At 56.0% G+C, this 14,233-nt stretch carries 16 protein-coding genes; 13 read left to right on the top strand and 3 right to left on the bottom strand.

Annotated elements, in window-relative coordinates; all coding sequences use genetic code 11:
• The first annotated feature begins 11 nt into the window (after positions 1-11).
• From VH86_RS03395 to VH86_RS03390, 3 genes are all read left to right on the top strand, one after another.
• Positions 12-647, top strand: coding sequence for an SDR family oxidoreductase (locus tag VH86_RS03395; protein WP_369800295.1), 636 nt, complete (start codon positions 12-14; stop codon positions 645-647).
• Positions 648-676: 29 nt separating this feature from the next.
• Positions 677-838, top strand: coding sequence for an SDR family oxidoreductase (locus VH86_RS26315; protein WP_369800294.1), 162 nt, complete (start codon positions 677-679; stop codon positions 836-838).
• 329 nt (positions 839-1,167) lie between these two features.
• Positions 1,168-1,863, top strand: coding sequence for an RraA family protein (locus tag VH86_RS03390; RefSeq protein WP_038643513.1), 696 nt, complete (start codon positions 1,168-1,170; stop codon positions 1,861-1,863).
• 177 nt (positions 1,864-2,040) lie between these two features.
• Here VH86_RS03390 and VH86_RS03385 read toward each other — a convergent pair whose 3' ends face one another.
• Entirely contained in the window at positions 2,041-3,027 is a 987-nt protein-coding gene (locus tag VH86_RS03385) for an IS110 family transposase (protein ID WP_045831900.1), read from the bottom strand.
• A 387-nt stretch (positions 3,028-3,414) separates the two neighbouring features.
• On the bottom strand, positions 3,415-4,335 hold the full coding sequence (locus VH86_RS03380; RefSeq protein ID WP_045831891.1) for a DMT family transporter: 921 nt from the start codon (positions 4,333-4,335) through the stop codon (positions 3,415-3,417).
• A 259-nt stretch (positions 4,336-4,594) separates the two neighbouring features.
• Here VH86_RS03380 and VH86_RS03375 point away from each other — a divergent pair, with 259 nt between their 5' ends.
• From VH86_RS03375 to VH86_RS03360, 4 genes are read left to right on the top strand one after another with little or no spacing between them, the layout of a single operon-like run.
• A complete protein-coding gene (locus VH86_RS03375) occupies positions 4,595-5,434 on the top strand; it encodes a transporter substrate-binding domain-containing protein (protein WP_038643515.1) in 840 nt (279 codons plus the stop codon).
• 11 nt (positions 5,435-5,445) lie between these two features.
• Positions 5,446-6,147 (top strand): 5-oxoprolinase subunit PxpB, encoded by a 702-nt coding sequence (gene pxpB, locus VH86_RS03370; protein ID WP_369800300.1) that lies wholly within the window; start codon positions 5,446-5,448, stop codon positions 6,145-6,147.
• Positions 6,144-7,130 carry a biotin-dependent carboxyltransferase family protein gene (locus VH86_RS03365; protein ID WP_045831890.1) on the top strand — a complete coding sequence of 329 codons (987 nt, stop codon included), beginning with the start codon at positions 6,144-6,146 and terminating at the stop codon, positions 7,128-7,130. Before pxpB ends, VH86_RS03365 begins: the two co-directional genes overlap by 4 nt.
• 21 nt (positions 7,131-7,151) lie before the next feature.
• A complete protein-coding gene (locus VH86_RS03360; protein ID WP_045816631.1) occupies positions 7,152-7,922 on the top strand; it encodes a 5-oxoprolinase subunit PxpA in 771 nt (256 codons plus the stop codon).
• A gap of 61 nt (positions 7,923-7,983) precedes the next feature.
• Here VH86_RS03360 and VH86_RS03355 read toward each other — a convergent pair whose 3' ends face one another.
• A complete protein-coding gene (locus VH86_RS03355) occupies positions 7,984-9,186 on the bottom strand; it encodes a pyridoxal phosphate-dependent aminotransferase (protein WP_045831889.1) in 1,203 nt (400 codons plus the stop codon).
• A gap of 456 nt (positions 9,187-9,642) precedes the next feature.
• On the opposite strand from VH86_RS03355, the gene nac reads away from it, so the two are divergent.
• The 6 genes from nac to VH86_RS03325 all read left to right on the top strand — a co-directional run bounded on the left by nac (position 9,643) and on the right by VH86_RS03325 (position 14,207).
• On the top strand, positions 9,643-10,566 hold the full coding sequence (gene nac, locus VH86_RS03350; protein WP_034826712.1) for a nitrogen assimilation transcriptional regulator NAC: 924 nt from the start codon (positions 9,643-9,645) through the stop codon (positions 10,564-10,566).
• 114 nt (positions 10,567-10,680) lie between these two features.
• A complete protein-coding gene (locus VH86_RS03345; RefSeq protein ID WP_045831888.1) occupies positions 10,681-11,097 on the top strand; it encodes a biotin/lipoyl-containing protein in 417 nt (138 codons plus the stop codon).
• Between the two features lie 131 nt (positions 11,098-11,228).
• On the top strand, positions 11,229-11,981 hold the full coding sequence (locus VH86_RS03340) for an SDR family oxidoreductase (RefSeq protein WP_038643522.1): 753 nt from the start codon (positions 11,229-11,231) through the stop codon (positions 11,979-11,981).
• A gap of 22 nt (positions 11,982-12,003) precedes the next feature.
• Entirely contained in the window at positions 12,004-12,699 is a 696-nt protein-coding gene (locus tag VH86_RS03335; protein WP_038643523.1) for an amino acid ABC transporter permease, read from the top strand.
• A gap of 5 nt (positions 12,700-12,704) precedes the next feature.
• On the top strand, positions 12,705-13,460 hold the full coding sequence (locus tag VH86_RS03330; protein ID WP_038643525.1) for an amino acid ABC transporter permease: 756 nt from the start codon (positions 12,705-12,707) through the stop codon (positions 13,458-13,460).
• A 9-nt stretch (positions 13,461-13,469) separates the two neighbouring features.
• The gene (locus VH86_RS03325) at positions 13,470-14,207 is read left to right on the top strand and encodes an amino acid ABC transporter ATP-binding protein (RefSeq protein WP_045831887.1); all 738 of its coding nucleotides are present in this window, start codon (positions 13,470-13,472) and stop codon (positions 14,205-14,207) included.
• The last annotated feature ends 26 nt before the right edge of the window (positions 14,208-14,233 follow it).

Here is a 14,233-nt window from a genome sequence, read left to right as displayed (position 1 = left end):
CGGGAGTCACAATGAAAGAGATTATGGTGGTTATCGGGGCAGGTGCGATTGGACAAGCTATCGCACGTCGCGTGAGCCAGGGTAAAACCGTGCTGCTGGCAGACCTCAACACGGACAACTGCGCAGCCGCTGCACAAAGCTTACGTGATGCCGGCTTTACAGTAGAAACCAGCCAGGTCGATGTCAGTTCGCGTCAATCGATTCAACATCTGGTGCAGCAGGCCACTGCACTGGGCGCCATCAAAGGTGTGATTCATTCGGCGGGTGTCTCGCCTTCTCAGGCTAGTCCCGCCACCATTTTGCAGGTCGATCTCTACGGTACGGCCGTGGTGCTGGAAGAGTTCGGTCCGCACATCGCGTCAGGCGGTTGCGGAATCGTGATTGCTTCGCAATCCGGGCATCGACTGCCTGCGCTCACGGTAGAACAAAACGAAGCGTTAGCCATCACGCCAACTGAGGATTTGCTCAGCCTGCCATTTTTGCAGAACACCGCATTCAGCGATCCTTTGCTGGCCTATCAATATGCCAAACGCGGCAACGCTCTGCGTGTGATGGCCGAAGCGGCGAAATGGGGCCAGCGTGGCGCGCGCGTCAACAGCATCAGCCCCGGCATCATCTTTACGCCCCTGGCGAATGATGAGAACTGAATGGCCCACGCGGTACGGGCTATCGCAATATGCTGGCAAAATCACCGGTCGGCCGAGGCGGAACCGCCGACGAAGTTGCCGCGCTGGCCGCCCTCATCATGGGGCCTGAAGGCGGCTATATCAGCGGCAGTGATTTTCTGATGGATGGTGGCGTGACGGCATCTTATTGGTACGGTGATTTGAAACCCTGATTAACTTCCCCGCCGAATATCTTCTTCGGCGGGCTAAATAAATAATATGCAATACGCTCAGCCATACTTTAAAAGTATTTAGCCATAACAATATCCAATAAAATTATTAATCAGCGATTTAAATAGGGTGAGAATATTATTTCGTGATCCTGATTTTATTCGCTGTAACACCTTATTCGTAACACACCGCTAATCCCTTACACTCTCCTGAATTCAGTGAATTATCCATTCCCTGATCATCTGAAAATAAAAATCAGTTTATTAACCGGCAAGATTCGCTGGTCATCATTTATCGATTACAAGTTAATAACCCTGACAGGAGAAATAAAATGACCGCAGGAAATCGTATTTATTTACGCCGCCCTTCCGATGCCGAACCCTTACTGGAAGCGTTCCGCCGTTTACCCGCTGCGGTAGTCGCCGACTGCATGAGTCGCTTGCCTGCACTATCCGCAGAGATCAGCCTGAAAACTGCGCCTAAAGCCCCCATCATGTGCGGCCTGGCAGTTACCGTGAAGGCACGCTCTGGCGATAACCTGATGTTGCATAAAGCGCTGGATATGGCCGGGCCGAACGATGTGATTATCCTGTCGAATGAGGGTGACCGCAGCCAATCATTGATGGGTGAAGTGATGGCTACTTACGCCAGACAGCGCGGTATGGCAGGCATCGTTCTGGATGGTCCGGTACGCGATATTGAGGGTTTATCACGCATGGATTTTCCGATTTATGCCGCCGGACACACGCCTGGTGGCCCTTTCAAAGATGGTCCAGGCGAAATCAACGTGCCGATTGCCTGCGGTAAAATTCACGTTTCACCGGGTGATATCGTTTTGGGCGATGCCGATGGGGTGATCGTCATTCCACGCCAGGATGCCGCGCGCATTCTCGAAGCGGCACAAGCTTACTTGATCGTCGATGAACATAACTTTGAGCTGGCGAAAACCGGTTCTCTGGAACGCGGTTGGCTGGCGGAAGCACTGCAAAACAAGCAGGTGGAAATTATCGATGATGTTTATCGGTAAGCGCACGAGCGCTGTGTTATCCAGCTCGCCATCAAGGGTTATTGCCTCCACTGTTGCGCTTTTTTTAACAACAGGCACTGAAGCTTCAGAGCAGGCTGGTGCCGTTCAGGGGCTGGCAATCCACAGCGCTGAACAGAATGAGTATGCCAGGAGAGCACGCAGCTACCGTCTTGCACGTCAAGCCGCTACTGCGTAATTCTCGTCATATTTCTGTTGTTTCATCAGCACACCGAAGCAGATATGTACCAGCTTTCTCATCACACCACCCAGCGCAGATCTCTTCGCCTTGCCAGCCGAAACAAGGCGTTCATAAAACGTTTTAAGATGAGGATTATGCTTCGCTGCTACCATGGCAGCCATATAGAGTTTGGCCCTCACCGACGGGGGGCCACATTTTGACAGTCTTGTCCTTCCCCGTACTGAGCTTCCCGAGCGCTTTTCCTTCGGAACTACCCCCAGCCAGGCCGCGGCCTGCTCCGCACTCCTGAAGTGATTTCCCCGCAGAACCGCCAGCATAGTGCTGCCAACCGCTGTACCGACCCCTTTTATCGACGTCAGATACTCCATATCCCGCTTCAGGTCGGGATGGTTGTCGATATGGTCATCTATCAGTGCCTGAACGGCTTCCAGCTCGCCATTCAGCGCCTGCAGTATCTTCCTGACTGATAACTCGACCCGTGCTGAGCCGCAGGTTGAAAGCAGCTTCTCAAGCCGGTTATTCTCGCGGTTTACATCCTGCACCAGCGCATCACGCCTGCTGAGTAGCGCTTTCAGTTCACGGATGGCCAGAGACGGTGGCTGCCACACATCCGGCTGGCGCATGGCACCATAACGGGCCAGTACATCCGCATCGACAGTATCATTTTTGGTCAGAATGCCCATGCCCTGAGCAAAAGACCGGACACGCGCAGGGTTGGCTATCACAACGCGCACTGCCCGGTCATGAAGGCCATAAGCCAGATGCTCGTGATACGTGCCGGTGGGTTCCATGACGACCTGCACCTCTGAGTGGCTGACCTTCTGTCTGGTCAGCCACTCCAGTACAGTGACGGCAACATCCGGCCCGTTGAGTAGAACTTTGGTCTTCTTTCGACCGTCCGGACCATCAGGTTTAAGGCATAAATCTAATTTGCTCTTACCGACGTCAATTCCTAACTGGATCATAGTGTTCCCCTTTAACATAGAAACCATCACGCCCGTTTTCCTTGTGCATACGGAGTCTGAGCTCCTGGCAACCGTTCAAAGTTAATGCTGGCGTGAAAGGTGAAACAGGGGAGCTAAGCTGCGGGACAAGGTCTTACCTTAATGGACGCGTCAGATTCACCCTGTTTCAGGTGAAGGTAGCTAACCATCACCTACTGCAAGATTCAAGATACAAGGACGCGGGCGAAAGGCGGGGCGGCACACGATGTGCCATCCCCGCCGTTCCGTCAGGCAGACGAATGAAGTGAAGGTACCGCGCAGCGGCGCGAGGACCGCCAGCCTCTGAACGGCATCAGACTGCGTTACCCGCTGTGGCTTGACTGACAAGCATTGCGCAATTGCACCGCATCACGGCGTACTGCTCACCATCGCCAACTTGCGCTGACGGTTTTCCCGCCATACCGCAAAGATTCCTGCCAGTGCCACAATCGATGCGCCAAAGAGGGTTGTCGTGCCTGGCAGGCTATTGAGGAACAGATAGCCAATCAGCATCGACCACACCAGCGTAGTGTAATCAAACGGTGCCAGCAGCGAGGCATCAGCATAGCGCAGGCTGAGCGTCACCAGAATCTGTGCCAGACCGCCAAATAAACCACAGCCCACCAACAGCAGCCACTGCAAGCCGGTGGGCTTTACCCAGCCGAAAAATGCCGTTGCCAGGCCAATCAACGTCGTCATCAGCGAAAAATAGAACACGATCGCGCCCGGTTTTTCGATGCCATTCAAAAAACGGATCTGCACATTCGAGGTGGCCGTACAGAGTGCGGCAATCAATGCAAAAGCAACACCAAGGCTGGCCGTGGCGCTGCTGGCACCGCCTGCCAGCACGCCGCCGCTAGCCGCAAGACTGGAGGAGAGCATAATCAGAATGCCCGACAATCCTACCACCACGGCCACCCAGCGCGACACGCGCACCCGCTCCTTCAACAGCATCGCCGCCATGATCACCGTGAAAAGCGGTGCGGCGTAACTCAGTGCGGTGGCATCAGCCAGCGAGATATACACCAGCGCCAGATAGTTAAAATACATGCCGCCGGTGCCAGAGAAACCGCGAATGAAATGGCCAAACAGGTTACGCGTTTTGAGATTCTCCAACACGTTACCCTGCATTTTCAGCCAGATTAACAGTGGAAATAGCGCGATAAAGCTGCGGAAAAAAATCACTTCGCCGGTGGGGATAGCACCGTTCAGACCTTTAACACAGGCCAGCATCAGCGTGGCGCTGAGTGCGGCGAATATCTTTAATAACACGCCTAATCGGGGATTCATGCTCTCACTCTTCTCTCTCTACCACGTGCAATCGGCGGGGTTGCCGAGAGGACAACGCGGCTAACACTAGGGAGAAAAATGTGCGCTGGATAACACTTTTTCGCTCTGCCTGAATAGAAATAACTTATCGCCATCGGTCATATCATTTCCCTATTGCATAACACGCTTTCCCTCTTTTTCGCCGCAAAACAAAGCCGATATAGTCCAGAAAAGCGAGATTTTGCGCTCCTAAGCAGTATCCACCCTTGAGGGAATGCACATGACCATGAAAAAACTGACCACCCTTGGCCTGGCAATGCTGCCGTTGCTGGCTGTTTCGGCGGCGCAGGCAGATATGATGGCGAACATTAAATCGAGCGGTGAACTGAAATGCGCCGTTTACTCCGACGTACCGCCCTTCTCTTCGCCAGATCCACAAACGCGTCAGCTGGCAGGCATGGATATCGACCTGTGCAACGCTCTGGCCAGGCAGATGAACGTCAAACTGACTCTGGTGCCAACCTCTGTGGAAGCGCGTATCGCGGTGATCGCCACCGGCCGTGCCGATGTATTGATTGCTAACCTGGCCTACACCAAAACGCGTGGCAATCAGATCCAGTTCAGCGATCCTTACTACGTGGCGAAAGAGATGCTGCTGGTGAAAGCGCCGCTGGCAGATAAACCACTGGACTATTTCAAAGGCAAACGCATCAGCGCCACCAAGGGCACCACGTCCGAGCAATCGATCCACATCAAAGGCGGTAAAGCCGTCACCTTCCAGGATTCTGCCTCCGCCTTCCTGGCGCTGGAGCAGAACAAATCCGTGGGCTTTGTCACTAACACCATGACCGGGATGAAAACCATCGCCCAGGCGAAAAAAGACGGCATCAATCTGGCGATGGTGAAAGAGCCGATGGCGCTGGAACCGATTGGTGTCGGCATGAAAAAGGATGAACCTGCCCTGCTGGCCAGCGTTAACAGCAGCCTGAAAGCGATGGACGACGATGGCACCATCGACAAAATCTGGAACACCTGGATCGGGCCAAATACCGAATACAAAATGGTGCGCGAAGAGCGCGTACAGCCGCTCTCCAGCCTGAAATTTGAACCACTGGAATAATCATGCCCGTGATGTCGCAACCGGATATCCAGCCCGCCAGCGCCTCTGCGCTGGCTTGTTCCTCTTCGATTACGCTCTCCACCATCGGTGCCCGCGCGTGGCTGGTGGAAGCACCGGGCGGATTCGATCTCTCCGCTCAACGCCGCATCTGGTCACTGGCACGTTTGCTGCAGGCGGATGAGGCGGTTGAAGCCTTGATCCCCGGCGTCACCAATCTGCTGGTGCTGTTCCGACACATCCCCCAGGACGAAGCGGCCATACGTGCCTCGCTGCATGCCGCCTGGGATCAAGCGCAGGCGATCAGTCCGCAGGGCAAATTGATTGAAATTCCGGTCTATTACGGCGGCGAGCACGCCACCGATTTGGATGCGGTTTGTCGTCACACCGGATTCAGCGCACGCGAAGTGGTGCGCCGTCACCATCAGAGCGAATACACCGTGTTTGCTCTCGGCAGCGCGCCGGGCTTTGGTTATTTGCATGGGCTCGATCCGCAATTAGCCACGCCACGCAAGAAAGTCCCATCGCTCAGCATGTTGAAAGGTACCGTTACCATTGGCGGCGCCCAGGCGGGTGTCTCTGCACTGACTGGCCCCAACGGCTGGAACGCCATCGGTTTTGCCGAGCTGGAAGTGTTTGATCCTCTGGCTGAGTCCCCCGCGCTGATGGCACCGGGCGATCGTATCCGTTTTCTGCCGCAGAGGATTGAACTGTGATCGAAATTGAACAGAGCGGCGCACTGAACACGGTTCAGGATCTGGGCCGTTTCAACTTCCGCCATATGGGCGTCTCGGTCAGCGGCGTAATGGACCCGCTGGCACTGCGCGCCGGAAATCTGCTGCTCGGCAATGAAGAAAATGCCGCCGCTATTGAAGTTCAGCTGTTCCCATTCCGTGTGCGTTTTTTGCAGGACAGCAGCATTGCGGTAACAGGTGCGGATTGTCGCGCCACTTTAGACGGTGTGCCGTTGCTGCCCTGGTGGGGCTGCGGCGTGCGTGCCGGACAGGTGCTGGAAATGCGTTACCCGCGCAGTGGCGCACGCGGTTATCTCTGTATAGCGGGCGGCATTGATGTGCCAATGGTGCTGGGTTCACGCAGCACGGCACTGCGCGGTGGCTTTGGTGGCCTGGAAGGCCGCCCGCTGCAGCGTGGCGATCGTTTGGCGCTGGGTGAAACACAGGCTTCCCCGTTGCCCAGCAGCGGTATTGGCATTGAGCCGCCCGACAGCGCCCTGCGTGCACATTTCCCGCGTAACAGCGCAGGTGAGATTCAGTTGCGCGCCATTCCATCCGGCGAATATCCCTTGTTTGCTGCCGATGCCGGTCGCTTCTGGCAGCAATCATGGCAGGTCTCCAATCAAAGCAATCGCACCGGATATCGATTGGCGGGCGATCCGATTTTCCCTTCACAAACCATTGAGATGCGTTCTTACGGGCTCATACCTGGCATTGTGCAGGTGCCGCCCGGCGGCGAGCCGATCATTCAGCTCAGCGATGCCAACACTGCGGGCGGTTATCCCAAGATCGCCGGGGTGATCGAGCAGGATTTGTGGCGTTTAGGACAGGTATTACCCGGCCAATCGATCCAGCTGATCCAGAGCGATACGCGTGAGGCCATCGCCATCGAGCAACAGGTCGCAGGCTGGCTGAGCCGCTTACGTGTGAGCTGCCCACCGCTGCGTAAAGCGTTAACCGCATAATTTTCCGAAGGAACCCAAACCATGAAGATTGATGTGAACTCCGATATGGGCGAAGGCTTCGGCGTTTATCAACTGTGCGATGACGCCGCGCTGATGAAAGTGGTCTCCTCAGCCAATATCGCCTGTGGATTCCACGCCGGCGATCCGGCGATCATGACCCGAATGGTGCGACTGGCGAAAGAGAACGGTGTCGGCATTGGTGCGCATCCTGGCTTGCCCGATCGTCAGGGTTTTGGTCGTCGCGAACTGCCGTTCAGTGCCGAAGAGATCTGCCAGCAGGTGGCTTATCAACTCGGCGCGCTGACAGCGATTGCTCAGGCAGAAGGCACGAAGGTGTCGCACTTTAGCTTCCACGCTGCGATGGGCAATATCGTCAATCGCGACGAGGCATTAGCGCAGCAGGTGATGACGCTGATAGCACGTATCAATGCGGATCTGATTGTGTTCGCACAACCCGACACCATCATTGAGCGAGCGGCACAGGCAGCGGGCTTGAAAACCCTGACGCTGTTTCTCGCCGACCGCGCCTACGATGCTCAAGGGCGCTTAGTGCCGCGCGGCATTGCTGGCTCGGTGATCAAAGAGGAAACGGCGCTGCGTGCCCGCGTGCGGCAGTTCCTGCAGCATGGCACTGTCACCACCTTCGAAGGGGAAGTGATAGCTGTCCGCGCGCGTTCGATCCTGGTGCACAGCGATACGCCAGGCTCCCTGGCCCTCGCCAGTATCGTGCGCAGTGAAATTGAAGCCAGCGGCCATCAGGTGGCACCGGCGGCAGAAGTGCTTGCTCAGTAACGTTTTTTCATCGCCCAAATAAAAAAGGCTGCCCTTCGGCAGCCATTTTCTCGTTTTCCGCTTAACGGCAGCCTGCGCAGAACGCCGCGATGCGATCGCAGCCGGTCTCTAAGCGTTCCATGCTGGTGGCGTAGGACAAACGGAAGTACGGGCTCATACCATAAGCCGCACCCTGTACGGTGACGACGTGCTGCTCTTCAATCAGCGCCAGCACAAAATCGGCATCGTTGCTGATGAAGCGGCCCCCCGCACTGGTCTTGCCGATCAATCCTTCAATATTCACAAACAGATAAAACGCGCCTTCTGGCTTATGACAGCGCAGGCCATCAATCGAGGTCAGACGCTCCAGCACGTAATCACGGCGTTGACGGTAAATGCGTGCACGCTCCTGCAACAGATCCTGTGGGCCTTCCAGCACCGCTACCGCCGCCGCCTGCGTCAGGGTACAGACGCCGCCGCTGTTCTGGGTGTTCACGTTGCTCATGGCTTTAATCAGCGGTGCAGGACCGCCGCAGAAGCCCAGACGCCAGCCGGTCATCGAATAAGCTTTCGACACACCGTTCACCGTCAGCACGCGGTCATACAAGCGTGGCTCAACCTGCGCAAGGGTATAAAAACGCACATCGTCGTAGATCAGATGCTCATAGATATCATCCGTCATAATCCACACCTGCGGATGACGCAACAGCACATCGCCCAGCGCCAGTAGCTCGGCTTTGCTGGCCACTGAACCGGTTGGGTTGCTCGGATAGTTCAGCAGCAGCCATTTAGTTTTGTCCGTGATCGCCGCATCCAGATCCGCCGGCAGCGGTTTAAAGCCGTTCTCCTGCGCACACGGCAGCGGTACTGGAACGCCACCAGCAAATTTCACGATATCGGCATAGCTGATCCATGACGGCGTGGGGATCACCACTTCGTCGCCCGGATTGATGGTCGCCATGATGGCGTTAAAGATGATCTGCTTCGCGCCACCCGCCGTGAGAATCTGGCTCACGTCATACTCCAGCTGGTTGTCCCGCTTGAATTTCAGCTGGATGGCTTTACGCAGCGCAGGCGTACCGTCGGTCGGCGGATAGCGCGTATCGCCCGCGCGTGCAGCAGCGTAGGCGGCTTCAATCGCATGTTCCGGCGTGGGGAAATCCGGTTCGCCGGTAGAAAGTGCTACCACATCAACGCCCTGCGCCGCGAGATCGCGCGCTTTTTGGGTCATGGCAACGGAGGCGGAAACGGTCACATTTTTTAATCGATCGGCTATCTCGGGCATGGTCAATCCTGGGTTCGGGGAGTGTCAGTTTTCCCTGAGCATAGGATTAGGGCCGAAGCCACGGATAATAGTGCTTTGTTGTGGTGATATAACACAAAGCGATGACTGGACCGACTGCACACTTCTGCCATAAAGGCAGCAGATTGACTCAGAATTGCGCGACAGGTCACGCCCGCACGCCTGACGGGATGTTAATAAAGTGTTACTTTCTTTCCCGAGTCACATCTCGAACCCACGATTTTCCTTGCCCGTCATTGGCAATGCTGATGGGTCAACTGCACTCATTCGGTGCAGTGCTGCATTTTTCAACACCCGCCATGCCGGCGGCTCACTAGCTCAGCACCAGCCTCAGGAGGCCCGGTAGCCATACCCTCCTGTCTGAGTTCAATAACGAAAGCTTATTCTGGCATCAACTTTGCTTGATGAGGATATGCGTTCTGTTTGAGGGAAGTGTCCATGAATCTTCGTCGCCTGAAGTACTTTGTTAAAATTGTTGACGTTGGAAGCCTGACGCAAGCTGCCGATATCCTGCATATTGCCCAACCCGCGTTGAGCCAACAGCTGGCCACGCTGGAAGGTGAAGTGAATCAACAACTGTTGATTCGCACCAAACGCGGCGTCACGCCCACCGAAGCCGGGAAAACACTCTATTCCCATGCCCAGTCCATTTTGCGCCAGTGCGAACAGGCGCAAAGTGCGATTGATCTGGTTGGTGCAGCGCTAAGCGGCAGCGTCTCGGTCGGGCTGGCACCGGGCACAGCGGCGCAAAACCTGGCGCTGCCGCTGATGATGGAAGTGCAGCAACAACATCCTGGCATCGTGCTCTATTTTAACGAAAACTTCGGCACCACCCTGAGCGAGCTGATCATGAACGGCCGCATGGATATGGCTGTGATATACGATCATCGCACCATCCATGGCCTGCGCTTCATGCCGCTGATGAAAGAGGATTTGTGCTTCGTTTGTCCGTTCAGCCTGGCGAAACCAGTGAAAGAGATCCCACTGTCGCAGGTCGCGCAATATGATCTTTTCCTGCCACGTATCTATAACATCATGCGCAAAGTGCTGGATGACGCCTTCGTACAGAACAATCTGCAGTACCGTGTGAAGTGCGAAATTGAGTCGCAAACCACCCTGAATGCGGCACTGAGTGCCGGCCTGGGCACCACCATCATGCCGGAATCCGCCGCACGCGCGATGCTGAAAAATGGCGATACCTGGATGGCGAAGATCATCGAGCCGGATGTGCAGGCCTCACTGTCGTTCTGCATGTCAGATCATCTGCCGCTGTCCCAGCCTGCTGAAGCAGTGAAATCGATTCTGCTGTCGCTGATGTCGCGCCGCAACGTGGAGAACCATCCACTGACCCTCGTGGGATAAGACCCGCTTATCACCGCAAAGCGAAACCCTCTTACTGCCCGTCTGACGAACGCGCTAGATTGATTCGGTCTGTTGCCCGCTGCGGCGGGCGTGTTTCGCTTTGACGGGAACCCCATGGAAAAAACTGCGATACCGCTGCCGACGCTGCGTGCGTTGGCGCGCAAGATGCAACGATCCGGCCTCAATAGTCTGGTGTTAGAGGGCAAACAGTGGTCGGTGCGTCTGACGTTTGCCCCGCCCTCTTTCACATCCCCCACGATGATCCCTACGGAGGCGTGTCCGCCCGTGACGCATCTCATTGGCGCGCCGCTACCCGGCACGTTGCTGCGTCGCCATCCCCACAGCCAGCAAGATTTTGTCCAGCCGGGGCAGCAAGTTGAAGCTCAGGATCTGCTGGCGATGGTGCAGGTTGGCCCACTGTACGTGCCGGTGCTCAGCCCCTGCAAAGGGCGGGTGCAGCCATTATCTCCTGAAACACGCTCTGTGGTTGAATACGACGAAGAAATCCTTATTCTTCAATCGGATAATTAATTATCGATCCGATTATAAGGGGCTCTTATCGCCTCACAGTTTTTATGTCTTATGCCCTTGCGGCATAACTGCATAAAGTCAAAAAAGACCCATTACGCCGGAGACACCCCTGGCGAAACGAGGAAACACAAATGCCATTTTCAGATTACAAAACCGCGCTGGTGACCGGCGCATCAGCTGGCATGGGCGAAGCGATTGTTGAGCGCCTGTGCAAAGAAGGGATCACCGTGCACGCGGTGGCGCGTCGCAAGGAACAGCTGGCCGCGCTGGCCGATCGCACCGGCTGCATCCCGCATGCCGTGGATGTCAGCGACGTTAATGCGCTGACTGCGCTGTGCAAAGATCTGGAGATCGATATCCTGGTCAACAATGCAGGTCTCTCTCATCCTGGTTCGATTCTTGAGGCAGACGAAAACGTGGTGGAGACACAAGTGGATGTCAACCTGCGTGCTGTGCTGCATCTGTGCCGCTTGCTGGTACCGGGTATGATGGCGCGTGACCGTGGCCACGTATTCAACATCACCTCGATTGCCGCCATCTACAACTTCAACGGCAACTCGGTGTATCACGCCACCAAAGCCGGGGTACATGCCCTGTCGCGCCAGCTGCGCGTGGACTGCTATGGCAAACGTGTGCGCATCACCGAAATCTGCCCAGGTCGTGTGGCCACCGACATCTTTGGCAACGTTTCAGGCGATCACGAGGACGCACGCCGCCGCTTTATCGATGGCTTTGAACTGCCGCAGGCCAAAGATATTGCCGACTGCGTGGCCTTTGCGCTGTCTGCGCCGGTCGCCGTCAACATCGGCAACATCGAAATAACCCCGACGCTGCAGGTGCCGGGCGGTCTTTCCACTATGCGACCGGGCGACCGCACCGCGTAAAACCGTACGATGAGGTAACTGTATGGCACTTGATTTCAGCAGTGTGATAACCGGCCATTACGGCCAGATGATCGTTGACGGAACGGTGGTCACCCTTGAACTGGCGTTGGGTGCCTGGCTGCTGGCGATGGTTCTCGCCCTGCTATTGGTGGTGGTCCGCCTGACGGAGAATCGACTTGCCGTTGGGCTGGTCAAGGCGTACGTCTCCTATCACCGCAATGTGCCAACGCTGATTCAGTTGATGATGTGGTACTTCGCGATCCCCACACTGCTGCCGGAATCGCTGCAGATGATGATCGTTGACTACAATGCCGAGTTTTTATTTTCTCTGATCGCGCTCGGGCTGTGTCAGGCCGCCTACTTCTCTGAAGATATCCGCAGCGGCCTGCGTGCCATTCCGGACGGACAAAATGAGGCCGCCCGCGCGCTTGGCATGAGCTATGTCCGCGCCATGCGCTCGGTGATATTGCCGCAGGGTGTGCGCAATGCGCTGCCATCTGTGGTCAATCACACCGTGCTGCTGTTCAAAAACACCAGTCTGGCGATGGTGATTGGCGTGGCAGACCTCACCTATGTGACGCGTGATATCGAGAACCAAACCTTCCGTACCTTCGAATCCTACTTAGTGGCAACCGTGGGTTACCTGTTCTTCTCCCTGCTGCTGATGGGCTTGGGCGCGCTGCTGGCCCGCCGCTTCCAGCGCGTTTACGCGAGGTAATGGCGATGTTAGAGATCTTCACCATTTTGCATGACAACGGCATGCTGCTGTTAATGGGCCAGTACCCTAACGGTCCGCTGGGCGGCGTACTCTGTACGCTTTTGATCTCCGTGCTGGCCGTGTTGCTGGCTTTCCCCATCGGCGTGTTGCTTGGCCTGGCACGTTTGTCGCCGTGGCGCTGGCTGAGCTGGCCCGCCACCTGTTGGGTGTATCTGCTGCGCGGCATTCCGCTGATGATGGTGGTGTTCTGGACCTACTTCTGCGTCCCGTTGCTGATTGGCCACAACATCAGCGGCTTCGCCACCATGCTGTGTACGCTGGTGATTTATGAGAGCGCCTACATCGCTGAGATCGTGCGTGGCGGCATTCAGGCGCTGCCGCACGGCCAGTATGAAGCGTCACGTGCGCTGGGGATGAGCCACCTGAAAACCCTGCGTTTAGTGATTCTGCCGCAGGCGCTGTTCAACACCTTGCCGAGCCTGGTGAGCCAGTTGGTTTCCATCATCAAAGACTCCACGCTGGGCTACGTGATTAACGTGCCGGAGCTGACCTTTGCCGCTAATCAGGTCAGTAATCAACTGCTGACCAAACCGTTCCAGGTGTTCGCTATTGTGGCGCTGAGTTACTACATCATCTGCTTCAGCCTCACCTGGCTCGCTAACAAACTTGAAGCGCATATTGCGCAGAAACGTCGCCAACCGCCGCAGGCTAATCCCAGCGTTGCACCCGCGGTGATGCTGACTAAAACCTCTTCGCAATAAGGAACCACAATGACCCCGATGATCATGTTTAACCAGGTCAACAAATGGTACGGCGCGTATCAGGCACTGACCGACCTGAGTGCCGAAATCAATACCGGCGAAGTGGTGGTGGTGTGCGGTCCGTCTGGATCGGGAAAATCCACTTTGATCCGCACCGTTAATCGTCTGGAACCCATTGATAATGGCCAGATCGTATTTGATGGCACCGACATTCATGGCAGCAGTACACGCCTCAACCATCTACGCACTCGCATTGGGTTCGTGTTTCAGAGCTTCAACCTGTTCCCCCACGTCTCGGTGGCAGAGAACATCATGATGTCACCGATGAAAGTCTTGGGCGTGAAGCGTGCCGAAGCGCGTAAACAAGCGGGTGAGTTGCTGGATCGCGTTGGCTTATCACACAAAGCGGATGCCTATCCGGCGCAGTTGTCTGGCGGTCAGCAGCAGCGCGTGGCGATTGCCCGTGCGCTGGCAATGAAGCCGCCGGTGATGCTGTTTGATGAACCGACCTCGGCACTCGATCCTGAAATGGTCGGTGAAGTATTATCGGTGATGCGCAGCCTGGCGCAGGAAGGGATGACAATGATGTGCGTGACGCACGAGATGAATTTCGCACGTGAAGTGGCGGACACCATCTGGTTTATGGATCAGGGGCAAATTCTGGAGAAATCGACGCCAGAGAAGTTCTTCACCCAACCACAGCACCCGCGCGCCCAGCGCTTCCTGAGCGATTTACGCTCACATTGATATCAAAGGGCAGGATACCCGAGGCG

The sequence above is a fragment of the Pantoea sp. BL1 genome (genome assembly GCF_000963985.1).
Classification (GTDB): domain Bacteria; phylum Pseudomonadota; class Gammaproteobacteria; order Enterobacterales; family Enterobacteriaceae; genus Pantoea; species Pantoea rwandensis_B.
This window is presented reverse-complemented; position numbering and strand designations above follow the sequence as displayed.